A 22,871-nucleotide genomic window follows, 5' to 3' on the forward strand; every position below is an offset into this window, starting at 1 on the left:
AGCAAGCGCGGACCAAGGGTGACCGCCGGATGGCTGCCCGAAGCCCGCCGAAGCTGAACCGCGGCTGAACGGCTGGCAGATGGCCAGGACAGGCGCAATGGCGCGCACTACCATCGCGCGCCATCGAAATCCGCAGTCGAAATCAGCCATGTCCTTGAATACCCCGCAGGCCCGCTGGCGCCCGCTGCCATTGCTCGCCTCGCATCTGTTCGCCGGGCTGCTGTTGCTCAGCTGGCTATGGCCGACCACCCGGGCGTTATGGAACGCCGTCGACCACGCAGTGTTTCACCTGCTCAACGGCTCGCTAGGGGCTGTCGGATGGTGGGACTGGCTGTGGGCACTGAGCAGTATTCGCGTATTCGACATTCTCGTCGGCGCGCTGCTGCTGACCCTGCTGATTCGCCGCGACTGGCTGTTCGCCCAGCACCAGCTGCGCCCGGCGCTATTCACCTTCATCGGCTTGTTGCTGGTGCTGCTGGTCATCCGCGTGCTGGTGACCAAACTGGCCAGCCACTTCGGCTGGCAGCATGCCAGTCCGTCGCTCGAGATCCCCGCTGCTTACCACCTGAGCGATCACTTTCCGCTGCTCGAGCGGGTGTTCGAACTCAAGGACCGGTCCAGCCGCAGCTTTCCTGGCGACCACGCCTCGGTGCTGCTGATCTGGGGCCTGTTCATGGCGCTGTTTGCCCGTGGCGCACGGCTCGCCGTGGTGCTAGGCGTCACGCTGCTGTTCATGCTGCCGCGCCTGGTCGCCGGCGCGCACTGGTTCAGCGACGATTTCGTCGGCGGCCTGCTGATCGCCGCGCTGGCACTCGGCTGGGGTTACTGCACGCCGGTCGCCGCGCATATCGCGGCACTGCTGCAATGGATCGCCCGCCCGCCGATGCAGCTTGCCGGCAAATTACCGCTGCTACGACGGATGGCTGTGCTGCGTTACTAGCCAGGTTTGAAATCGCGCAGCAGCTGGATCTGCCGGCGCTGCTTCTTGCTCGGCCGACCATCCGTCTGCATGCCCAGCGCGCCCGCCTTGCGCTGGGCCGCGGCGTCCTCGCGCGCGGCCAGGCTCTGTGGCGTCTCTTCATAGAGCATCTGCGCCTCGGGTGCACCGCGGCGGACAGCGGACAGCGCACGGATGACCACCGTTCGCTCGTCGAAGCCGATGCGAATCACCAGCTCGTCACCCAGCCTGGGCTCCTTGCTGGGCTTGCAGCGCTCGCCGCGACAGTGCACCTTGCCACCCTCGATGGCAGCCTTGGCCAATGCGCGGGTCTTGAAGAAGCGCGCGGCCCACAACCACTTGTCCAGGCGCACCTTGTCGTCGTCTTTTTCAGCCATCTTCCAGCTCTATCTCCTGCACGTCGTTCTAGGGTGTTACAGACGGATGCAGTTGTCATGCGCGCCGACTAGAATGCCGGCAAAATCTTCGGACGCCCCCATTGAAGAGACTCGACCCCCATACCGTGATCGGTCTGCGTGAGTGGATCGCCCTGCCGGATCTCGGTGTGGTGGGCCTGCGCGCCAAGGTTGATACCGGCGCCAGCACCTCGGCACTGCACGCTACCGACATCAGCGAATTCGAACGCGATGGGCAGCGCTGGGTTCGCTTCACCGCGCACCTGGGCACGCTGGTGCAGCGCCGCCATCGCTGCGAGGCGCCGCTGGTCACCCGCAAGCTGATCAAGAGTTCCAATGGCCAGGTCCAGACCCGCTACGTGGTGCGCACCCTGCTCGCGCTGGGCAGCCATGTCTGGCCGGTGGAGTTCACCCTGACCTGCCGCAAGACCATGCGCTACCGCCTGCTGCTCGGCTCCAAGGCGCTGATCGACGGGCAATGGCTGATCGATCCGTCGCGAACCTACATCCAGGACAAACCCCAGATCCTCACTTCCTCCGGTGCTCAATGAAAATCGCCGTGCTGTCGCGCAATCCGCGCCTGTATTCCACCCGACGCCTGGTCGAAGCCGGTCAGCAGCGGGGCCATGAGGTGGTGGTGATCGATACGCTGCGCGCGTACATGAACATTGCCAGTCACAAGCCGCAGATCCATTACCGCGGCAAGCCGCTGGAAGGGTTCGATGCGGTGATCCCGCGTATCGGCGCCTCGGTGACCTTCTATGGCTGCGCCGTACTGCGCCAGTTCGAGATGCAGGGCGTATTCCCGCTCAACGAGTCGGTCGCCATCGCCCGCTCGCGCGACAAGCTGCGCGCCCTGCAATTGCTGTCGCGCCGCGGCGTCGGCCTGCCGGTGACCGGCTTCGCCCACTCGCCGGACGACATTCCCGACCTGATCCGCATGGTCAACGGCGCCCCGCTGGTGATCAAGGTGCTGGAAGGCACCCAGGGCATCGGCGTAGTGCTCTGCGAAACCGAGAAGGCTGCCGAGTCGGTGATCGAGGCCTTCATGGGCCTCAAGCAGGACATCATGGTGCAGGAGTACATCAAGGAAGCCGGCGGCGCCGATATCCGCTGCTTCGTCGTCGGCGACAAGGTCATTGCCGCGATGAAACGCCAGGCCAAGCCCGGCGAATTCCGCTCCAACCTGCACCGCGGCGGCTCCGCCAGCCTGATCAAGATCACCCCGGAAGAGCGCATGACCGCCATTCGCGCGGCCAAGGTGATGGGCCTGAACGTCGCCGGCGTCGACATCCTGCGTTCCAACCACGGACCGCTGGTGATGGAGGTGAACTCCTCGCCGGGTCTGGCCGGCATCGAGGAAACCACCGGCAAGGACGTCGCCGGGCTGATCATCCAGTACCTGGAAAAGAACGGCGGTCCGCACCTGACCCGCACCAAGGGCAAGGGCTGACCACCCAGCCCTGCGTGCCGGCTACTCCGCCGGCTTGCCCTGCACCGCATCGCGCGGCAACAGCAAGCCCAGCGGCAGGCTGACCCGCGCTTCCAGGCCACCGCCCTCGCGGTTGCGCAGCTCGACGATACCGCCGTGCTGCGAGGCGATGCGCTTGACGATCGCCAGGCCCAGCCCGGCGCCCTGCCCGCCACGGGCACGATCGCCGCGAATGAACGGATTGAAGATGCCTTCCAGCTCGGCCGGATCGACCCCCGGGCCACGGTCCAGCACGCTGAGCACCACGTAGGGCGCGTGCTGGTCGCCAGAAACATAGGCAGCCACTTCGACGCCGCCACCGGCGTAACGCAGGGCGTTCTCGATCAGGTTCACCAGCAGGCGCTTGATCGACACCCGACGCAAGGCGAACGGTGGCATCGGTTCGACGCACAGACGCACGGTTTCCTGCTGCTGATTGTAGGGCGCAACCACTTCACGGATCAGCTCGCCGAGGTCGGTGGTTTCCACCGGCTCGTCGCTGCCGTCGCGGACGAAGGCAAGGAACTGGTCGAGGATCGCGTTCATGTCCTCGACGTCGCGGATCATGTCCTCGGTCAGCTCGTCGTCACTGCTCATCAGCTCCAGCGACAGGCGCAGGCGCGTCAGCGGCGTGCGCAGGTCGTGGGAAACCCCGGCAAGCATCAGCTCGCGCTCGCGACCGGCCTGCTCGACGTCTTCGGCCATCTGGTTGAAGGCGCGGTAGACCTCGGTCATCTCGCTCGGCGTGTCGCTGATCGGCAGGCGGACGCGCCGGCCCTTGCCGATCTGCCGCGCGGCGAAGACCAGCCGCTTGAGCGGCAGGTTGAGCTGGCTGACAAAGATCCAGGCCGCGCCGGTGGACAGCAGGCCGATCCCCAGGAACCAGCCAAGCACGCTCCAGATGCGCTGGCCACGCAGCGGATAGGCATAGAGCGGCACCTGTACCCAGTCCGGCCCCAGATTCGGCGCGCGCACCCAGATCGCCGTGGACGGCTGGATGCGCACGCGCACCTCGGTATCGTCGCCCAGCTCGTCACGCATCTGACGCTGGAAGATCTCGGTATAGGGCCAGTGATACTCGCTGCGCGGCACGTTCTGCTCGGCCACCAGCTGCAGGCCGGCGGCACGGCCGATGCGGTCGCGGTCCTCCAGATCGGCGGCCCAGTAGGCGCGCAGGGTCAGCGCCGCCCCGTGGCTGTACTGGCGGTCCACCAGCACGTCCTCGTTGGTCATCAGATAGACCAGCGTGAGGACCTTGGAGAACAGCACCACGATCAGCACCATCCACAGGGTGCGGGCGAAGAAGCTTTGCGGGAACCAGAGCGGAGTCTTCATGAAAAAGCGGCGGCACGCCTCGGGCTGCGGGTAACGAGGCTATCGCGCCCGCAGCCGGTGGCACGCCGAGGTCGACTCACTTGTTGCCGTCCGGCACGAACACGTAACCCACACCCCAGACGGTCTGGATGTAGCGCGGTTTGGACGGGTCCGGCTCGATCAGCCGGCGCAGGCGGGAAATCTGCACGTCGATGGAGCGCTCCAGCGCATCCCACTCGCGACCGCGGGCGAGGTTCATCAGCTTGTCCCGGGTCAGCGGCTCGCGGGCGTGCTGCACCAGCGCCTTGAGCACCGCGAACTCGCCGGTGGTGAGCATGTGCACCTCGTTGCCCTTCTTCAGCTCGCGAGTCGCCAGCGACAGTTCGTACTCGCCGAAGGTGACGGTCTCGTCTTCGCTGGCCGGGGCGCCGGGCACCTGCGGCGCCTGCCGACGCAGCACCGCACGGATGCGCGCGAGCAGCTCGCGGGGGTTGAAGGGCTTGGCCAGGTAGTCATCGGCACCCTGCTCCAGACCCTGGATACGACTGGCCTCGTCGCCCTTGGCGGTGAGCATGATGATCGGGATCTGGTTGTTCGCCTCCCGCAGCCGGCGACAGGCGGACAGCCCGTCCTCGCCCGGCATCATCAGGTCGAGCACCACCAGCTGGAACAGCTCGCGGCCGAGCAGGCGGTCCATCTGCTCGGTGTTCTCCACGGTACGGACGCGGTAGCCCTGCTCATCGAGAAAACGCTCAAGCAGACGCCGCAGACGGGCATCGTCATCGACGATGAGGATCTTTTCGCCTTCGTTGGCTTGCGCAGTGCTGCTCATGGAAACTCCCAGATGGTCGACGGCGCATTATTGCGCAGTGTGGATCGGCCCTACTGACAGCCATTGTTAGCAGATTTTTCGCGCAACCGTCTCGCTCCGGGCGCCTAGCAGACTTCAGAGCAGCACGGCAAGCCAGACGACGACAATGGAAACCAGCCCGACGAGCTGAGCCGCACTGCCCAGATCCTTCGCGCGTTTGGACAGAGGATGGATTTCCAGCGACACCCGATCGACCACCGCCTCGATGGCAGAATTGACCAGCTCGATGGCGAGCGACATCAGCAGCGGCAGGACCAGCAGGGCGCGCTCCACAGGCGTGCTGCCAGCCATGAAGGCAACGGGTATGAGCACGCAGGCAAGCAGAGCCAGCTGACGAAAGGCCACCTCATGCCGCCAGGCCGCGGCGAGGCCGGCAAAGGAATAGCCGGTCGCCTTGGCAATGCGCCCGAAACCTGGCTTGCTCTTGAAGGCGGACGCCTCGTTGGTCGTTTCGACTTTCATCTATCACCCGCTCGTTAGTGACTGCCCATCCGGCTCATGACCGGTCATCGACACCCACTGTCGAATGCTGGACATTCTTGATATCATATTGATATCAATCAAGGACGATTCGGTTTCCGACGAACAGTCATGTGGCGGTTTAAAGCGTCCAAGCGCCTAGCCGAAACACTGTTCAGGACGCTACAGGTCGCGCCCGAAACCACCGTAGGTGACTCTTGCTTCTTTTTCGCCCAAACCAGCAGCTCCCGACCCCGCTCGGACTGAACGGTATCGAATGGCCGATTTTCGCCCTCAATGAGGGATGCCTGCATTGGATCATGGCGGAAAAAGCGAGCGATGCGGCACTGCTGACCCGGCAAGCCATCGGGAACATGGAAGCCAGCAAGCGGGCCGCGATGATAGCGGATGCTGGCCGTCAGCAACACGTCCTGGCCGATCTGCCGACTGACGCGGGCCCTGGCGAACTGTTGGTTCTGACCCTGACGCCGGGCCACTTCGAAGCGATGCTGCAACGCCTGGATTCCGAACTGGATCGCTCGGGCAACATGCGCGCCCGGTACATCCTGCTCAACCTTCCCACCCAGGCCTGGGAGCGCCTTGCAGCGCCGCGCCTCTCAAGCTGGCTGACGCGGATCGGCGCCTGGCTGCTCAAGCGTGGCGCGACACTGCTGATCGTCAGCGACGGCGTCAGCGACGCCCTGAGCGAGCGCTTGCTCCGACTCAGCCATTGCCTGGCCGGTTTCGCCTCGCTCACTCAGATGCCGTCCGGGACCCGTCTGTATATGCATCACTGGCAAAGCGAGCGCGGGATGACCAGTGCCCGCCAATTCGCCCTCCGCCACCAGACCGACGGGTTCCAGTTGTCGGGCGGAGAGCTCGGCGAGGTGCTCGAGCACCCCGATCAGGGACGTTTCTATGCGGAACGCAGCGTGCTGGAAGGGGTGCACAACCTATCCACGCAGTGGCGCCTGTTCGAGAGCAGAGCGGCCCTACTGGCGCATGCCGAAACCGCCAGGGCAGCGAGCATCATCTTCGCGATCACCGATAACGAGCAGGTCGACGAGCTGGCCCATCAGCTCAATCGGTTGCGTCGTACCTGCGGCAACCAACTGAAGCTGGTCATCCGGGAAACGGCGCCCTGCCTGCGCTATCGGGACGAACAGCTGCTGCTGGCCGGTGGCGCGTCGCTGGTCGTGCCTTTCGGCACCTCGCTGCCACGCTTCCTGACGATGGTCGAGAGCGCTCAGGGGCATATCTGGCAGCGCCAGCTGAGCGACATCGATGCCAGCCTCGACAAGCTCAAACCGCTTCCCCTGCGTGGCCAACTGAGCCCGCGCCGCTTCGCCGAAGCCGCCCAGGAAATGTGGGCCGGCAGCGCAACGGGCGAGATCATCCATCAGCTGGTTCGGCTGCAACCCGTACCCGGCCTGAGCCTGGAGCAGGTGCTTGGCCAGGCTCATCTGCGGCGTAACGGCGACATCGCCTGCATCGTAGACAAAGCGCTGTATCTTTTTCTTTTCGCCTGCCGCGCGGAATCGCTCGAGGCGGCGCTGGACAACATCTTTGGCGTCACCTGGCAGGAGCTGTTCCTCGGCCTCGAACAGCTGGCGGATCTCGAACCCCTGTCCGACCCCGGCTTCCACGGCGAAAGCTTGTCACTGCCCGGCAACGAAACGCTCGTCAACGAGCCGGCACCAGATCGACAGCTTCAACCACGCCCCCTGACCCTTTCGCTGGTGACGCAACCATGACGCTCGAGCAACTCCTTGAGGTCGCCAGCCTGTTCCTGGCGATCGGCATCGGTATCGGCTGGTTGCTGACCCGGTACGGCCCCACGGCGCTGCGTGCATTCGATCGAATGCTTCCGCCCCGCTACCTGAAAAGGACAGCGATACGCCGTCGCTCCACTGGATCGGGAGACTTGTCATGAATGCGCCGGAGCGGCTGATCGTACCCGCGCCCCCGGTTACCCGCTGGCCGGGCCTGGGTGTGTGGAATCTGTATTTTCTGCTGAAGTTCCTGTTGCTGGGCCTTGGCCTGCTGAATTTCCAGGCACTGCCGAATCTGGTGTTCGCGGCGTTTCTGGTCGCGCCCCTTCCGGGCGCCTCTTGGCGCGTCGTGCGGCAGCTGATCGCGATTCCCGTGGGTATCGCGCTGCTGTACCACGACACCTGGCTCCCCCCGTTCGACCGGTTGCTGGCACAACCGGGGGTGCTGGATTTTTCCCCCGCCTATCTCGTGGAGCTAGCCGGACGCTTCGTCGACTGGACCGTGCTCGGCCTCTGCGCCTTGCTGGTGATTGGCTACAGCTACCTGGAGAACTGGATTCGCCTGTCCACGATCTGCCTGGGCGGCCTGATCTGGCTGAACCTGGGCAGCATTCCGCTGCTGGCATCACCACCGCGCGCAGACGCCGCCCCCGCCGTGGCGTCCGCACAAGGCAACGACGCACCGCTGGTTCAGGACAACGTGGCGCTGGATACCTGGCTGGAGAGTTTCTTCCGCACCGAGGCCACGCGGCAGACGCAGTTCCCCCTGCGCAGCGAGCAAACCGCGGCGTTCGACGTGCTGTTCATCAATGTCTGCTCGTTGGCCTGGGACGATCTGGACGCGGTCGAGTTGCGCGACAACGCTCTTCTCAAACGCATGGACGTCATCTTCGACCGCTTCAACTCCGCCACCTCCTACAGCGGGCCGGCAGCTATCCGGCTGCTGCGCGCCAGCTGCGGTCAGCCCCGACACCAGGCCCTGTACGAACCAGCGCCGGAACAATGCCTGCTGTTCCAGAACCTGGCCAACCTGGGTTTCCACGCCGAAACCCTGATGAACCACAACGGCAAGTTCGACGGCTTCGCCGGGGAAATCGAAGCCCAGGGCATGCCCCAGCCGGTGCTGGCAAGCCAGAAATTCGCGCGTGCGCTGGCAGGCTTCGACGGCTCGCCGATCGCCGGGGATTTCGACGTGCTCAACGGCTGGTGGCAGCGCCGTCAGGCATTGCCGGAACCCCAGGTCAGCCTCTTCTACAACAGCATCAGCCTGCACGACGGGAACCGCATCGTCGGAGCGGATGGCAATGCCCAATCGGCGGCGTACCGGCCCCGCGCACAGCGCCTGCTGGATGACCTCAACCGTTTCATCGACGAGCTGGAGCGCAGCGGTCGGCCGGTCGCCTTGCTACTGGTACCCGAACACGGAGCGGCGTTGCATGGTGACCGCATGCAGATCGCCGGCATGCGCGAGATCCCCCGGCCATCGATCACCCAGGTGCCCGTCGGCCTGAAACTGATCGGGATGGACGCCCCCCACGGCACGCAGCCCCTGCACATCCAGCAGCCAACGAGCTTCCTGGCGCTTTCCGAGCTGGTTTCCCGGCTCTACGCCGCCCGTCAGCAGGGCAGCACCCCGGACCTGGACGCGCTGGTCGCTGACCTGCCGCAGACCGAGCTGGTCTCCGAAACGGCCGGCGCACAGGTGATCGAGCGCGCAGGAAAACCGTACGTACGTCTCAGCGGCCAGACCATCTGGCTTCCTTATCCGAACCGGTTCGAGTAGCACGCTTATGGAATCGCTGGTCCTGTCCTCGCAACAAGACGATGTCGACAACCTGAAACGCCACCTGGGCATGCCGAAGTTCGGCTATCAGGACATCTCCGCGTCGCTGGCACTGGACAAGGCAGTCCAGCGCTGGCCCCTGCTGAGCGAGCTTTCCGTCGTCGCCCACCTGAACAGCGCGCTCGACAGCGTCTCGCTCGAGAACACCAGTGCGGCCGTGGCCAGCAGGCGTCCGGCATGAAGCAGCTCGTGCTGCGCGGTGTGCGCGGCGGAATCGGCGCCACCTCGCTGCTGGCCGGCCTCGGCATCGCCCTGCATGAACAGGGCGAGCGGGTACTGCTGGTCGATCTCAGCCCGGACAACATGCTGCGCCTGCATTTCAATGTCGACGTTGCGCACGCCGCCGGCTGGGCACGCGCGCAATTGAAGGCAGCGCCCTGGCACGAGACCGCCCTGGAACTGCTTCCGGACCTGCACCTGTTGCCGTACGGCGAGCTTGGCGGGGCGGAGATTTCCCGGATTGAAGGCCAGCTCTGCGCGGATTCGACCTGCTGGGCGCATCGTTGTGGCTTGGTCGCACACAACTACGACTGGGTGCTGTTCGACCTGCCCCAGCGGCTGCCGGGCCATCGCGCAGTTGTGTCGGAAGCGAATCGGGCCGACGTGCTGATCGATCTGGCTACACCCGACCCCGGATGCCACGTGCTGCTGCAGCAGCGTCCACGACCGGATGCGGATCTCCTGCTGATCAACCGCTTCAATCCGGCCAGCCAGCTGCAGCGCGATCTGCTGATGCTCTGGCGTAGCCAGCCGAAGAGCAACCGGCAACCGCATCTGATCCACGAAGACGAAGCGCTGCCGGAAGCCCTGGCGCACAAGCTGCCGATAGGTCATTACGCACCGAAAAGCCTGGCCGCCAGCGACCTGCGCAGCCTGGCGCTCTGGTGTCTGGCCCAGCGAGCGAAGTGCTGATATGCCCAACCCGCTGAGCTACTACCAGTACATCCGCTATCGGCGCGGTGCCAGCCCGATTGCCGCGTTGAGCTGGCTGATCGCCTACATGGCAGCCTGGCTGCTGCTGCGCCTGGATGCCCCTGGCTGGCAGTGGGTCATGGCCGAGCGCCGCAGGCTGTATCCGCACGTCGCGGGCAAAAGGCCCACCGCCGGCGACCCGCTGCGGATCGTCATCCAGAGCATCTGGCTGCTCGTCGCCCGCGCGCCCCGGTCCGCGCCGGCGCGCTCGCTGGGCGATAGACTCCGCTCGACCTGGCAGCGACTGCGCAGCATCGCGCAGCAGCTGCCCAGGCCGCCGCGCCTGCGGCGCAGGCGGCCGTTCGACCTGCCTGGCTTGCGCAATGCCGAAGCGCGCGTCGGACGGGCCGAGCGCTGGCTTTCCAGCCTATCGAAACCCGTCCGCTATGCGTTCAACATCGCCATCGGCGCACTGGCCATACTGCTAGGCATTCTCTGTATCACCGAACCGTTCGGCTATACCGCGCAGGTCACCTTCGTGCTCCTGCTCTGGGGCCTGGCCCTGCTGGTCCGGCGCATCCCCGGGCGCTTCGCGGTGCTGATGCTGATCGTGCTGTCGGCCATCATTTCCTGCCGCTACCTGTGGTGGCGATACACCGCCACGCTGCATTGGGATTCCTATTTCGACCTGGCGTGCGGCATCACCCTGCTGGTGGCGGAGACCTACTCCTGGATCGTCCTGATCCTCGGCTACGTGCAGACCTGCTGGCCGCTGGATCGCAAACCCGCCCCGCTGCCGGAAGACAGCGGTAGCTGGCCGTCGGTCGACCTTTTCATCCCGACCTACAACGAAGATCTCTCGGTCGTGCGCACCACGGTGCTCGCGGCGCTGGGCCTGGACTGGCCACGCGACAAGCTGAACGTGTACATCTGCGATGACGGCCGCCGGGACAGTTTCAAGCAGTTCGCCGAGGAAGTCGGCGTGGGCTACATCGTCCGCCCGGACAACAAGCACGCCAAGGCAGGCAACCTCAACCATGCGCTGACCGTGACCCACAGCGAGCTGATCGCCATCTTCGACTGCGACCACATACCCGTGCGTTCCTTTCTCCAGGTCACCACCGGATGGTTCCTGCGCGATCCGAAGCTGGCGCTGGTACAGACGCCGCACCACTTCTTCTCGCCCGATCCGTTCGAACGCAACCTGGGCTCCTTCCGCCGCAAGCCCAACGAAGGCGAGCTGTTCTACGGCCTGGTGCAGAACGGCAACGACATGTGGAACGCGTCGTTCTTCTGCGGATCCTGCGCCGTGCTGCGCCGCGACGCGGTGGAAAGCATCGGCGGGTTCGCGGTGGAAACCGTCACCGAAGATGCCCACACGGCGCTGCGCCTGCATCGTGCCGGTTGGAATTCCGCCTACCTGGGCACGCCGCAGGCGGCGGGGCTGGCCACCGAAAGCCTTTCGGCGCATATCGGCCAGCGGATACGCTGGGCACGCGGCATGGCGCAGATTTTCCGCACCGACAACCCGCTGCTCGGTCCGGGCCTGACGATCTTCCAGCGCCTCTGCTACGCCAATGCGATGCTGCATTTTCTCGCGGGCCTGCCCAGGTTGATCTACCTGACGGCACCGCTCGCGTTTCTCCTGCTGCACGCCTACATCATCTACGCGCCGGCGCTGATGATCGTGCTCTACGTGCTGCCGCACATGATTCATGCCAGCCTGACCAGTGCCAGAATGCAGGGCGAGTACCGGCATTCCTTCTGGGGCGAGGTGTACGAGACGGTACTGGCCTGGTACATCGCGCGGCCCACCACGGTGGCGCTGTTCAACCCGGGCAAGGGCAAGTTCAACGTCACGGCCAAGGGCGGGCTGATCGATCACGATCAGTTCGACTGGCGCATCGCGCGCCCCTACCTGGTCCTGGCGGCCTTGAACGTGGCCGGTCTCGGATTCGCCGTCTGGCGCCTGTTCACCGGCCCGGCCAGCGAAATCGGCACGGTTCTGGTCAGCTCCGCCTGGGTCATCTACAACCTGCTCATCATCGGCGCCGCGGTAGCGGTCGCATCCGAAGTCCGGCAGATACGTCGCGCCCACCGTGTCATGGCCCAGCTGCCGGCCTCGCTGAAGCTCGCCAACGGTCACGCCTACCCCTGCACGCTGCTGGACTTCGCCGAAGGCGGTGCGGGCCTGCAGATCCCGCCGGGGCTCAAGGTGGAGATGGATCAGCCGGTCTCCCTGATCCTCCAGCGCGGGGATCGCTCGTTCATGTTTCCTGGCCAGGCCTCGCGGCAGATTGGCGAGCGCCTGGGCATCCGCCTCGACAACCTCGACCTCGCGCAGCAGATCGACCTGGTCCAGTGCACCTTCGCCCGGGCCGACGTCTGGCTGAATCGCCATCAGGACTTCGAGACGGACCGCCCGCTGCACAGCTTCATCGAAGTGCTGCGTATCGGTGGGCGCGGCTACCACCGCCTCTACGAACAACTGCCGAGCGTCCTGAGCACCCCCCTTCGCCCGTTTCTTCGGTTAGCCGCCTGGCTACTGAGCTACTGCCCCCGTACTCCAGCCTCTAAATCCCTGGTAACCCCGTCATGATCACCCGAACCTATTTCCGGACGCTGCTCACCGCCTTGCTGTGGGCATTCAGCGCTGCCGCCTTCGCTGAGCCGAGCCTCGACGCCGACAGCACGCCGCCGAGCTGGAACTCCAGTCGCAGCTTCAGCGACCTGGGCCGTCCCCGCGACCAGTTGCTGCTTGGCATACGCAACGCGGAGCAGGTTGAGTTCCGCCTGCGTCATGACCGGATCGCCACCGCTGCCACCCTGCACCTGGACTACACACCATCGCCGGCGCTGATCCCGGTGCTGTCGCACCTGCGCGTGTACCTGAACGATGAGCTGATGGGCACGCTGCCCATCACCCAGGAGCAGATCGGCCAGCGTGTTCGTCAAGAGCTGGCCCTGGACCCGCGCCTGCTGGGCGATTTCAACCGGGTGCGGATCGAATTCGTCGGCCACTACAGCGATGTCTGCGAAGACCCCGCGCACAGCGGCCTGTGGCTGAACCTGGGACGTCAGAGCCGGGTCAGCCTGCATGAGCAGGCGCTGGACGTCACCGGCGACCTGGCCTGGTTCCCGCTGCCCTTCTTCGACGAGCGCGACACTCAACAGCTCAATCTGCCGGTCGTCTTTACCGGCACGCCGACCCTTGGCGAGCAGCGGGCCGCAGGCATTCTCTCGTCCTATTTCGGCAGCCTGGCCGCCTGGCGAAGCGCGACCTTCCCGGTGTTGTTCGATGCCCTGCCGTCGACGCAGGACCGTCCGCAACCAGCGCTGGTGTTCGCCACCAACGACCGTCGCCCATCGTTCCTCGCCGAGCATCCAGCGGCGGACGGGCCGACCGTCGAGCTGATCGACCATCCGCAGGACCGCTACAGCAAGCTGCTGCTGATTACCGGCCGTAACGACGACGATCTGGTTGTCGCGGCGACGGCGCTGGCACTGGATCGCGGCCAGCTGCGCGGAAATCGGGTTCGCCTGGAGCAGGTCGAACCGCCGGCACGCAAGCCTTACGACGCCCCCAACTGGATCCGCACGGACCGCGCCGTACAGCTCGCCGAGCTGATCGACTACCCGCAGCAACTGCAGGTAAGCGGCCTTCAGCCCTATCCCATCACATTGGATGTCAACCTGCCGCCGGACCTGTTCGTCTGGCGCAACCAGGGCATCCCGCTGCAGACGCGCTATCGCTATACACCACCGGTGACGACGGACGAGTCCCGCCTGAACATCAGCGTCAACGATCAGTACATCAGCAGCATCCCCCTGCAGGGCAGCGACAGCCGCAACAGCGTGGAAAACCTGCGCCTGACCGTTCTCGCCTCGGACTCCACAGCCGATAGCGAAAAGCTGCTGGTGCCTGCACTGAAGATGGGCATGCGCAACAAGGTGCGCTTCGAATTCAACTTCGCCAGCAAACTGGGCAACGCCCAGCGCGATCGTTGCCAGACCTACCTGCCGACCAACATCCAGGCCGCCATCGACGAGCAATCGACGATCGATCTGTCGGGCTATCACCACTACATGGCCATGCCGGACCTGAAGGCCTTCTCGCGCAGCGGCTTCCCCTTCAGCCGGATGGCTGATCTTTCCGAGACCCTGGTGCTGACCTCAGTCCAGCCCGACGAGGCACAGGTCGGCACCCTGCTCGATACCCTTGCGCTGATCGGCGCTCATACCGGCTACCCGGCATTCGGCGTGCGCATCACCGACAACTGGAGCTCTGCGGCGCAGGCCGACGCCGACCTGTTGCTGCTGGGCCCTCTGCCCAATGAGCTGGTCAACGATGCCTCCCTGCCGTTCCTGCTAGATTCGCCACGCAGCTGGTTGCAGCACGGCGCTGCCGGCACGGACGAACGGTCCGCCGGCGGCAAGCTGGGCATGAGCGCCAACGGTCCTCTGGCGGCGGTCGTCGGTCAGCAGTCACCCTTCAACGCCCAGCGCAGTCTCGTCGCCCTGCTTGCCTCGACGCCGACGGATTACGGCTTGTTGCGCGATGCGCTGACCGACTCGGGCAAGCAGGAAGCCTTCGCCGGCGCCGTTACCCTGATTCGCACCAGCGGCGTCAGCAGCCATGTCGTGGGCGAACCCTATTACGTGGGCAAGCTGCCCTGGTGGCTGCTGTTGTGGTTCCACCTTTCCGCACACCCCGTGCTGCTGGCGTTTCTGGCCGCAGCCAGTGTCGTGCTGTTCGCCATCGTGCTGTGGCGGGCCTTGCGCTGGGCTGCCGGGCGCCGCCTGAGCGATGCCGGGTAATCCACCATGCGCAAGCCCCCGCTTCTATTGCTCGCGGCATTGCTGCCGATCTGGAGCCATGCCGAGATCCCGGCCGATCGTGCCGAGCAGGCCCAGTGGCTGCTGGCACAGGTACATGCCGCCGAAGCCGTCAACCGTGACGAGCTGGTTCGTGACGCCCTGACACGGCTGCAACGTGTCGCGCCCAGCCATGCCCAGGCAACGCTGGCGCAGATGCGGCTTGCCTTGCGCCAGCGAGACCTGCAGCAACTGGCGGCGCTGCAGCAGAACCTGCAGCAGACCGCTGCTGGTAGCGAGGCCGAGCGAACCGGGCGGATGCTCGTAGAGCTGAGCAGTGAAGCGGGCCAACAGCGCCTGCAGCAGGCCCGTCTGGCAGCCCTGGCTGGCCGGCCGGATGACGCGCTGCAGGGCTTCAAAGCCCTCTATGGCGACCAGCCACCGACACTGGAGCTGGCCGTCGAATACTGGCGCCTGCGCAGCGCCCAGCCAGGGCAGCGCACGTCGGCGATCGATGCGTTGCGCCGCCTGGACGACGAGTACCCGGGCAACCCCCAGCTACGCCAGTTGCTGGCGAATCTGCTGTTTGCCGATGGGCAGGACAAGGCGGCGCTGGCATTGCTGGCCGAGTTGGGCCGAAACCCGGTGGCGACCGACGCTGCGGCACAGCGGGAGTTCGAGTACCTGGCTACCAGGCGGATCGACGATAACGGACCCAAGGCCTGGAAGGCCTTTCTCGAGCGTTATCCGAACGGGCGCTTCGCCAGTGACGCCCGGCAACACCTGGAGCGGCAGCAGCGGTTGCTCGCCGACCCGCTCTGGCGGGCCGGCCAAGAGGGCCTGCGCTTGCTCGATCAGGGCCAGGACGAAGCCGCGGAAGCCAAATTCCGCCAGGCCTTGCGCGGCTACCCGAAGGACCCCGAACTGCTCGGCGGCCTGGGCCTTGCCCTCATGCGCCCCGGTCACCGCCCGGAAGCCCTGGTGTACTTCCAGCGAGCCAAGAACAACGAGGCCGACATCGACAACCTGAGCAAGTGGAGCGACCTGATCGACTCGACCCGTTACTGGCTCACCCTCGAGCAGGCCGACCAGGCACTGGAACAGCAGCGGACCCACGAAGCGGCGGCGCTGTATACCCGTGCGCTCAGGCAACAGCCCGATAGCCCCTTCGCCGCGCTCGGTCTGGCCCAGGTCGCCGAAGCCGAAGGTCGCACCGCCGAAGCCGAAACCGCCTATCGGCGCCTGCTTGCGCGTGACCCGGCCAACGGCGGCGCGATCCGCGGGCTGGTGCGCCTCTATCGAGCAGAATCCGCGGAGCGCGCGCTGGCATTCATCGAAACCCTTGCTGCACCCCAGCGCCAGGAATTCAACGAACTGCGCAATGCTTTGCTCCTGGCTCGCTATCAGCTACAGGCCGACCAGGCACTGGAGCGCGGCGACCAGGGTGCGGCGAGCGAGGCACTGCGCCAGGCTCGCAAGCTCGATCCGAATGACCCGTGGCTGACCTACCGCCTGGCCAACTCACTACGTATGCAGGGCGCCTACTACGAGGCGGACAGCACCTTCGATGACTTGCTCGCGCGCAAGCCCGGTGATCCGACCACACGCTATGCACATGCGCTCTACCTCGCCGCGGCCGAACGCGATGCCCAGGCCCTGGCCAGCCTGCAGCAGGTCAAGGCGAGCGACTGGAACGATGACATCCGCGCGCTTGCGACGCGTGTCGAGCGGCGCGAATTCATGTCGCGCGTAGCCAAGCTGCGCGCGGCAGGGCGCGAAACCGCGGCCGCCGAACTGATGCAGCAGCGCCTGCGCAGCCATGGAGACTCGGTGGACGACCTCCTGCTGTTGGCCGACTGGGCGGTGGAGCGCGGCGAGCCAGGCGCGGCACAGTCCTATCTGGCACGCGCGCTGCGAATCGATCCGGAACACGCCGCGGCACGACTCGCCCAGATCGAGCTGCTGCTCGCCGCGGGACAGGTGAACGAAGCCAGCCAGGCCCTGCGTGACGCACCGCCACAGTTCGGCAACGACGAGCCGAACGCCATTCGGCGCCTGGCCAACAGCTGGGCGGCGGTCGGCGAAGTGGCAAAGGCCCGGCAGATGCTCGAGCAGCTGGAGACTCAGGTCGAGGAGCCGGACCCGCTGCTGCGCCGCGATACGGCACGTCTGCTGGCCAGGACCGAGCCGGACCGTGCGATGGGTTACTACCGCAAGGCCATGGTGGATGCCGAACTGGTGCCGGAAGGCGCGAGCGACGCCGATCTGACCCAGGCTACCCGCGAGAACGAAACGGACGACTGGCTGATCCGCAGCCTGCGCAGCGATGTGGCGAACCTGCACCAGCAGCAGGATGTCACCGTGACGCTGCTGCATGACCACGGCTGGCGCAACGACGACGGCACCCCGGGCATCTCCGAACTGCTGACCGACACGACGCTGTTGCACGTGGAATGGCCGGCAGCCAATGGGCGCAGCTTTGTCCGCGCCGAGCGGCTGGCACTGGATGCCGGCAAGCTCGAAAGCGACGCCCCCTTTGGTACCTGCGCGTTCGACAACGGCAAATGCGCGGACCAGCGTCAGCAGGCCGAAGCCGCGGTGCTGGCCGGCGGTTGGCGTGACGAGCGCTGGGAAGCCGATCTGGGCCTGACCCAGGGGTTCGAGATCAATAATGTCTACGGCGGTATCACCGGCCGCGGCGACGCCGGGCCCTTCGGCCTGTCGCTCACTGCTTCGCGCCGGCCGATGAGCAATTCCCTGCTGTCCTATGGTGGCAGTCGCGACCCGGTGACAGGCGAGCAGTGGGGCGCCGTGACCGCGAACGGCAGCAGCCTTGGCTTGAGCTGGGACCAGGGCGGCGCGCATGGCGTATGGGCCTCGCTGGGCTATCATTGGCTGCTTGGCGACAACGTCGCGCGCAACAATCGCACCACGGCGATGACCGGCTACTACTACAAGCTGGTCGACAGCCCCAGGGAGCGCGTGCGTACCGGCCTGACGTTCATCCACTTCGGTTACGACAAGGACCTGAGTGGCTACACCCTGGGCCAGGGCGGCTACTGGAGCCCGCAGAACTACAACTCCATCAGCGTGCCGGTGAGCTATGCCTGGCGTAACGAAGACTGGTCCGTGCTGCTGGAAAGCAGCGTGGGCTGGTCGGTATCGCAAAGCGATGGCGGCCCGGACTACCCGCTTGGCTCGCACCGACGCCGGCTGGAAGTGCTCGATCCGGGCCTCGCCAACAGCGCAAGCGAAGGCTCGACCAATCGCGGCATCAGCTATCGACTGCAGGGATTGTTCGAACGGCGCCTGAGCGATCATTTCGTCCTGGGCGGCGGCATCAGCCTGCTGCAGAGCAAGGACTACGCCCCCAGCCGCGCGCTGCTCTACCTGCGCTATAACCTGATGCCCTGGCGCGGAAACCTCCCTCTGCCGGTCGAACCTCTGACGCCATACGCGGATTTCCGCTGACGAAGCGGTCGTCCTGACCGACCCAGCTGAAGCGGGCGCAGTTATACTTGCCCGCTTTTCTGGCCGGCCGGCCGTCATTCCGCCCGCAGGACACCACATGGACAGCATCAATTCCCGTATCGCCAACGAGCTGGGCGTGCGCCCGCAACAGGTCGCCGCCGCCGTGGCGCTGCTCGACGAAGGCTCCACCGTTCCCTTCATCGCCCGCTACCGCAAGGAAGTCACCGGCAGCCTCGACGATACCCAGCTGCGTAACCTCGAAGAGCGCCTGCGCTACTTGCGCGAGCTGGACGAGCGCCGCGTCTCGATCCTTGCCAGCATCGAGGAACAGGGCAAGCTGACCCCCGAGCTCAAGCGCGAGATCGACCTCGCCGACACCAAGACCCGCCTCGAAGACCTCTACCTGCCCTACAAGCAGAAGCGCCGCACCAAGGGCCAGATCGCCCTGGAAGCCGGTCTCGGCGAGCTGGCCGATGCGCTGTTCGGCAATCCCGAGCTCGCCCCTGAACAGGAAGCCGAGCGCTTCATCGACGCCGAGAAGGGCTTCGCCGATGTGAAGGCCGTACTTGAAGGTGCCAAGTACATCCTCATGGAGCGCTTCGCCGAAGACGCCGACCTGCTGGCCAAACTGCGCGAGTTCCTCAAGCACAACGCCACCCTCAGCGCCCGCGTGGTGCCGGGCAAGGAGAACGAAGGCGCCAAGTTCAGCGACTACTTCGAGCATGACGAAGTGCTCAAGAACACCCCTTCGCACCGTGCGCTGGCGATCTTCCGCGGCCGCAACGAAGGCATCCTCAGCGTAAGCCTCAAGGTCGGCGATGAAGTGCCCGGCAGCATGCACCCGGGCGAAGGCATGATCGGCGAACGCTTCGGCATCGCCAACCGCGGTCGTGCCGCCGACAAGTGGCTGGGCGAAGTGGTGCGCTGGACGTGGAAGGTCAAGCTCTACACCCATCTGGAAACCGATCTGCTCGGCGAGCTGCGCGACAAGGCCGAGGATGACGCCATCGGCGTCTTTGCCCGCAACCTGCATGACCTGCTGCTCGCCGCGCCGGCTGGCCCGCGTGCGACTCTGGCGCTGGACCCGGGCCTGCGCACCGGCTGCAAGGTCGCGGTGGTCGACGCCACCGGCAAGCTGCTGGAAACCGCCACCGTCTACCCGCACGCCCCGCGCAACGACTGGGACGGCACCCTGGCGATCCTCGCCAAGCTGTGCGCCAAGCATGCGGTCGACCTGATCGCCATCGGCAACGGCACCGCCAGCCGCGAGTCGGACAAGCTGGCCGGCGAGCTGATCAAGAAGGTGCCGGGTCTCAAGCTCACCAAGATCATGGTCAGCGAAGCAGGCGCCTCGGTGTATTCGGCTTCGGAACTGGCGGCCAAGGAGTTTCCCGATCTGGACGTGTCCCTGCGTGGCGCTGTGTCCATTGCCCGCCGCCTGCAGGACCCGCTGGCCGAGCTGGTGAAGATTGACCCCAAATCCATCGGCGTCGGTCAGTACCAGCACGACGTCTCCCAGCTCAAGCTGGCGCGTTCGCTGGACGCAGTGGTCGAGGACTGCGTGAATGCCGTCGGCGTCGATGTGAATACCGCTTCCGCTGCCCTGCTGGCGCGTATCTCCGGTCTCAACTCGACGCTGGCGCAGAACATCGTGCAGTTCCGCGATGCCAACGGTGCGTTCAAGTCGCGCAGCGAGCTGAAGAAGGTACCGCGGCTGGGCGACAAGACCTTCGAGCAGGCCGCCGGCTTCCTCCGCGTGATGAATGGCGAGAACCCGCTGGACGCCTCGGCGGTGCACCCGGAAACCTATCCGCTGGTCAAGCGCATCGCTGCCGATACCGGGCGCGATATCCGCTCGCTGATCGGCGACTCGGCGTTCCTCAAGCGGCTCGATCCGAAGCAGTTCACCGATGAGAGCTTCGGCCTGGTGACCGTCAGCGACATTCTCCAGGAGCTGGAAAAGCCCGGCCGCGACCCGCGCCCGGAGTTCAAGACTGCCGAATTCCAGGATGGCGTCGAGAAACTCAGCGATCTGGAGCCGGGCATGGTGCTCGAAGGCGTGGTGACCAACGTGACCAACTTCGGTGCCTTCGTCGACATCGGCGTGCATCAGGACGGTCTGGTGCACATCAGTGCGCTGTCGGAGAAGTTCGTCAAGGACCCCTACGAGGTGGTCAAGGCCGGCGACATCGTCAAGGTCAAGGTCATGGAAGTGGACATCCCGCGCCAGCGCGTCGGCCTGTCCATGCGCATGAGCGATACGCCCGGCGCCAAGACCGATGGGCCGCGGGGCGGACAGTCCCGTGGAGCTGGCGGACAGCCACGCGGCAACGCGCCGCGCAGTGAGCGTCATGCCAAGGAAGACAAGCCGGCACCGGCCAACGCCGCCATGGCCGCGCTGTTCGCCAACGCCAAGCAGCTGAGGAAGTAAGCATGAGCGTTCAAGTCGAGGCGGTGGGCAGCTCCAGCGCCTTCGGCCGCCTGCTCGGCCTGGAAATTCACCAGGTCGGCAACGGCGAGGCGGTGCTCGGCCTGACCATGCACGATGGCTTGCGCAATCTGCATGGCAAGCTGCACGGTGGCGCGTTGTTCTCGCTGATCGACACCGCCATGGGCCAGGCCAGCCACAGCCTCGGCGATGGCTCGCCGAACAGCGTGACGCTGGAATGCAAGGTCAACTACATCCGCCCGGTGAGCGACGGCGAGCTGCGTTGCCGCGCCTGGGTGGTGCATGGCGGCCGGCGCACCCAGGTGCTGGAAGCCGAGGTCCATCAGGGCGAAAAACTGATCGCCAAGGCCCAGGCGACCTTCGCCTGCCTCTAGTGGCCGTTCGCGGAGCCGGCACGCGTCGACAGCGGTCGAAGCAACGCTGCCTCTTGTGAAGCGGCGCTTCCATCCCCATATTGGGCCGACTGTCGCGTGAAGGAATCCACAAGTTGAGCGCACTTCTCTCCCATCGCCTGGCATTGCTGGCCGAGCCCACCCACCTGCCACTGCTCAGCCAATGCCTGCACGGGATCGAACGCGAATGCCTGCGCGTCGACGCTCGCGGCCAGCTGGCGATGACGCCGCACCCCATCGCGCTGGGTTCGGCGCTGACTCACCCGCAGATCACCACCGATTATTCGGAAGCGCTGCTGGAGTTCATCACCGGCACCGACCAGGACCCGCAGAACACCCTGGCCGAACTCGAAGCGATCCACCGCTTCACCTATGCCAAGCTCGACGACGAATTCCTCTGGAGCCCTTCGATGCCCTGCCCGCTGCCAAGCGAGGCGGACATCCCGATCGCCGAATACGGCAGCTCCAATATCGGCCGGCTCAAGCACGTCTACCGCCAGGGTCTGGCCCTGCGCTACGGCAAGACCATGCAGTGCATCGCCGGCATCCACTACAACTTCTCGCTGCCCGAGGCGCTGTGGCCGGTGCTGCAGGCCGATGACGGCGACGCAAGTTCGGCGCAGGACTACCGTTCGACGCGCTACATCGCGGTGATCCGCAACTTCCGCCGTTACAGCTGGCTGCTGATGTACCTGTTCGGCGCGTCGCCGGCGCTGGATGCCGGTTTCCTGCGAGGGCGTGCGCATCAGCTGGAATCCCTCGACGCCGACACCCTGTATCTGCCTTACGCCACCAGCCTGCGCATGAGCGACCTGGGCTACCAGAACAACGCCCAGGCCGGCCTCACGCCCTGCTATGACAACCTGGAAAGCTACACCGAAAGCCTCTTCCGCGCCGTGTCCACGCCGTACGCCCCCTATGCGGCGATGGGCATCAAGGATGCCGCCGGCAACTGGCAGCAGCTCAACACCAACGTGCTGCAGATCGAAAACGAGTACTACTCCAACATCCGTCCCAAGCGCGTCACCGCCACCGGCGAGCGCCCGCTGCAGGCCCTGCGCGCCCGCGGCATCCAATACATCGAAGTGCGCTGCCTGGACATCAATCCATTCCTGCCGCTGGGCATCGACGCCAGCGAAGCGCATTTCCTCGATGCCTTCCTGCTGTTCTGTGCCCTGAATGACAGCCCCTGCCTTGCCGACGGCGAATGCGGCGTGGCCACCGACAACTTCCTCAAAGTGGTCAAGGAAGGCCGTCGGCCAGGACTCGAACTGCAACGCTGCGGCGAGAACGTGCTGCTGAGCGACTGGGCCAGGCAACTGCTCGACGAGATCGCTCAGGTCGCTGCCCTCCTCGATCGCAGCCATGGCGACGCTCGCCACGCCACGGCGCTTGCCGAGCAACGGGCCAAGGTCGCCGACAGCAGCCTGACGCCCTCGGCGCGCGTGCTCGACGAGCTGCGCCGCAACGGCGAGAGCTTCAGCCAGTTCGCCCTGCGCCAGACCCGGGCTCATGCCGACTACTTCCGCAGCCGGGCTCCGAGTGCCGCCGAGCTGGCGCAGTTCGAAGCCGCCGCACGGCAGTCCCTGGAGCGGCAGGCCGCAATGGAAGCGGCAGACGAACTGGATTTCGACAGCTTCGTCGCCGAATACCAGCGCAGCCTCAGCCTCTGACTGCCAGCCATCATCAGCCAGGCTTATAGGGCGTCATAGACGCTCTAGCCTAAGCGCCGCGTGGGCAGCCCCGCGC

Annotated in this window: 18 protein-coding genes; 14 read left to right on the forward strand and 4 right to left on the reverse strand. The window is 65.7% G+C overall.

The genetic code is table 11. The features are described from left to right. Positions 1–148 precede the first annotated feature (148 nt). On the forward strand, positions 149–940 hold the full coding sequence (locus EA798_RS10455; protein WP_122099127.1) for a phosphatase PAP2 family protein: 792 nt from the start codon (positions 149–151) through the stop codon (positions 938–940). Here EA798_RS10455 and EA798_RS10460 read toward each other — a convergent pair. Continuing rightward, a complete protein-coding gene (locus EA798_RS10460; protein ID WP_122098898.1) occupies positions 937–1,335 on the reverse strand; it encodes an RNA-binding S4 domain-containing protein in 399 nt (132 codons plus the stop codon). The genes EA798_RS10455 and EA798_RS10460 overlap by 4 nt on opposite strands. Positions 1,336–1,436: 101 nt before the next feature. Between EA798_RS10460 and rimB the strand changes: the two genes are divergently transcribed. Further along, positions 1,437–1,904: a retropepsin-like aspartic endopeptidase RimB gene (gene rimB / locus EA798_RS10465; RefSeq protein ID WP_106156316.1), complete on the forward strand. Its 468-nt coding sequence runs from the start codon at positions 1,437–1,439 to the stop codon at positions 1,902–1,904. Further along, complete coding sequence (rimK, locus tag EA798_RS10470) at positions 1,901–2,806, forward strand: 30S ribosomal protein S6--L-glutamate ligase (RefSeq protein WP_015278644.1); 906 nt, start codon at positions 1,901–1,903, stop codon at positions 2,804–2,806. The genes rimB and rimK overlap by 4 nt, the downstream gene beginning before the upstream one ends. 21 nt (positions 2,807–2,827) lie before the next feature. On the opposite strand, the gene EA798_RS10475 is transcribed toward rimK, so the two are convergent. The 3 genes from EA798_RS10475 to EA798_RS10485 all read right to left on the reverse strand — a co-directional run bounded on the left by EA798_RS10475 (position 2,828) and on the right by EA798_RS10485 (position 5,471). Next, positions 2,828–4,159, reverse strand: coding sequence for an ATP-binding protein (locus EA798_RS10475; protein ID WP_106156319.1), 1,332 nt, complete (start codon positions 4,157–4,159; stop codon positions 2,828–2,830). A 76-nt stretch (positions 4,160–4,235) separates the two neighbouring features. After that, positions 4,236–4,970 (reverse strand): osmolarity response regulator transcription factor OmpR, encoded by a 735-nt coding sequence (gene ompR / locus EA798_RS10480; RefSeq protein ID WP_053527126.1) that lies wholly within the window; start codon positions 4,968–4,970, stop codon positions 4,236–4,238. Positions 4,971–5,084: 114 nt separating this feature from the next. After that, positions 5,085–5,471 (reverse strand): diacylglycerol kinase, encoded by a 387-nt coding sequence (locus EA798_RS10485; RefSeq protein ID WP_122098899.1) that lies wholly within the window; start codon positions 5,469–5,471, stop codon positions 5,085–5,087. 215 nt (positions 5,472–5,686) lie between these two features. Between EA798_RS10485 and bcsE the strand changes: the two genes are divergently transcribed. The 11 genes from bcsE to gshA all read left to right on the forward strand — a co-directional run bounded on the left by bcsE (position 5,687) and on the right by gshA (position 22,795). Further along, positions 5,687–7,222, forward strand: coding sequence for a cellulose biosynthesis protein BcsE (bcsE, locus tag EA798_RS10490; protein ID WP_122098900.1), 1,536 nt, complete (start codon positions 5,687–5,689; stop codon positions 7,220–7,222). Continuing rightward, complete coding sequence (gene bcsF, locus EA798_RS10495) at positions 7,219–7,401, forward strand: cellulose biosynthesis protein BcsF (protein ID WP_122098901.1); 183 nt, start codon at positions 7,219–7,221, stop codon at positions 7,399–7,401. Before bcsE ends, bcsF begins: the two co-directional genes overlap by 4 nt. Beyond that, the gene (gene bcsG / locus EA798_RS10500; protein ID WP_122098902.1) at positions 7,398–9,023 is read left to right on the forward strand and encodes a cellulose biosynthesis protein BcsG; all 1,626 of its coding nucleotides are present in this window, start codon (positions 7,398–7,400) and stop codon (positions 9,021–9,023) included. The genes bcsF and bcsG overlap by 4 nt, the downstream gene beginning before the upstream one ends. A 7-nt stretch (positions 9,024–9,030) precedes the next feature. Then, positions 9,031–9,264 (forward strand): cellulose biosynthesis protein BcsR, encoded by a 234-nt coding sequence (bcsR, locus tag EA798_RS10505; RefSeq protein WP_122098903.1) that lies wholly within the window; start codon positions 9,031–9,033, stop codon positions 9,262–9,264. Then, positions 9,261–9,995 carry a cellulose biosynthesis protein BcsQ gene (gene bcsQ / locus EA798_RS10510; RefSeq protein WP_122098904.1) on the forward strand — a complete coding sequence of 245 codons (735 nt, stop codon included), beginning with the start codon at positions 9,261–9,263 and terminating at the stop codon, positions 9,993–9,995. Before bcsR ends, bcsQ begins: the two co-directional genes overlap by 4 nt. Position 9,996: 1 nt before the next feature. After that, complete coding sequence (gene bcsA, locus EA798_RS10515) at positions 9,997–12,594, forward strand: UDP-forming cellulose synthase catalytic subunit (protein ID WP_122098905.1); 2,598 nt, start codon at positions 9,997–9,999, stop codon at positions 12,592–12,594. Then, positions 12,591–14,813 carry a cellulose biosynthesis cyclic di-GMP-binding regulatory protein BcsB gene (bcsB, locus tag EA798_RS10520; protein ID WP_122098906.1) on the forward strand — a complete coding sequence of 741 codons (2,223 nt, stop codon included), beginning with the start codon at positions 12,591–12,593 and terminating at the stop codon, positions 14,811–14,813. The genes bcsA and bcsB overlap by 4 nt, the downstream gene beginning before the upstream one ends. A gap of 6 nt (positions 14,814–14,819) precedes the next feature. Further along, positions 14,820–18,281, forward strand: coding sequence for a cellulose synthase complex outer membrane protein BcsC (gene bcsC, locus EA798_RS10525; RefSeq protein WP_122098907.1), 3,462 nt, complete (start codon positions 14,820–14,822; stop codon positions 18,279–18,281). Between the two features lie 97 nt (positions 18,282–18,378). After that, positions 18,379–20,712, forward strand: a complete 2,334-nt coding sequence (locus EA798_RS10530) for a Tex family protein (RefSeq protein ID WP_122098908.1) — start codon at positions 18,379–18,381, stop codon at positions 20,710–20,712. Positions 20,713–20,714: 2 nt separating this feature from the next. Then, positions 20,715–21,104 (forward strand): PaaI family thioesterase, encoded by a 390-nt coding sequence (locus EA798_RS10535; RefSeq protein WP_106156323.1) that lies wholly within the window; start codon positions 20,715–20,717, stop codon positions 21,102–21,104. 113 nt (positions 21,105–21,217) lie between these two features. Next, complete coding sequence (gene gshA, locus EA798_RS10540) at positions 21,218–22,795, forward strand: glutamate--cysteine ligase (RefSeq protein ID WP_122098909.1); 1,578 nt, start codon at positions 21,218–21,220, stop codon at positions 22,793–22,795. Positions 22,796–22,871: the final 76 nt, after the last annotated feature.

It is taken from the genome of Pseudomonas songnenensis, from assembly GCF_003696315.1.
GTDB classification, from domain to species: Bacteria; Pseudomonadota; Gammaproteobacteria; order Pseudomonadales; family Pseudomonadaceae; genus Stutzerimonas; species Stutzerimonas songnenensis.

What these genes read in the sequence shown, in the direction of transcription:
- bcsR (WP_122098903.1), top strand. Translation starts at nt 9,031, where the DNA reads ATGGAATCGCTGGTCCTGTCCTCGCAACAAGACGATGTCGACAACCTG.
- bcsA (WP_122098905.1), top strand. Translation starts at nt 9,997, where the DNA reads ATGCCCAACCCGCTGAGCTACTACCAGTACATCCGCTATCGGCGCGGT.
- ompR (WP_053527126.1), bottom strand. Translation starts at nt 4,970, where the DNA reads ATGAGCAGCACTGCGCAAGCCAACGAAGGCGAAAAGATCCTCATCGTC.
- bcsB (WP_122098906.1), top strand. Translation starts at nt 12,591, where the DNA reads ATGATCACCCGAACCTATTTCCGGACGCTGCTCACCGCCTTGCTGTGG.
- bcsF (WP_122098901.1), top strand. Translation starts at nt 7,219, where the DNA reads ATGACGCTCGAGCAACTCCTTGAGGTCGCCAGCCTGTTCCTGGCGATC.
- EA798_RS10455 (WP_122099127.1), top strand. Translation starts at nt 149, where the DNA reads ATGTCCTTGAATACCCCGCAGGCCCGCTGGCGCCCGCTGCCATTGCTC.
- bcsQ (WP_122098904.1), top strand. Translation starts at nt 9,261, where the DNA reads ATGAAGCAGCTCGTGCTGCGCGGTGTGCGCGGCGGAATCGGCGCCACC.
- EA798_RS10535 (WP_106156323.1), top strand. Translation starts at nt 20,715, where the DNA reads ATGAGCGTTCAAGTCGAGGCGGTGGGCAGCTCCAGCGCCTTCGGCCGC.
- EA798_RS10530 (WP_122098908.1), top strand. Translation starts at nt 18,379, where the DNA reads ATGGACAGCATCAATTCCCGTATCGCCAACGAGCTGGGCGTGCGCCCG.
- rimK (WP_015278644.1), top strand. Translation starts at nt 1,901, where the DNA reads ATGAAAATCGCCGTGCTGTCGCGCAATCCGCGCCTGTATTCCACCCGA.
- bcsG (WP_122098902.1), top strand. Translation starts at nt 7,398, where the DNA reads ATGAATGCGCCGGAGCGGCTGATCGTACCCGCGCCCCCGGTTACCCGC.
- EA798_RS10485 (WP_122098899.1), bottom strand. Translation starts at nt 5,471, where the DNA reads ATGAAAGTCGAAACGACCAACGAGGCGTCCGCCTTCAAGAGCAAGCCA.
- EA798_RS10475 (WP_106156319.1), bottom strand. Translation starts at nt 4,159, where the DNA reads ATGAAGACTCCGCTCTGGTTCCCGCAAAGCTTCTTCGCCCGCACCCTG.
- bcsC (WP_122098907.1), top strand. Translation starts at nt 14,820, where the DNA reads ATGCGCAAGCCCCCGCTTCTATTGCTCGCGGCATTGCTGCCGATCTGG.
- EA798_RS10460 (WP_122098898.1), bottom strand. Translation starts at nt 1,335, where the DNA reads ATGGCTGAAAAAGACGACGACAAGGTGCGCCTGGACAAGTGGTTGTGG.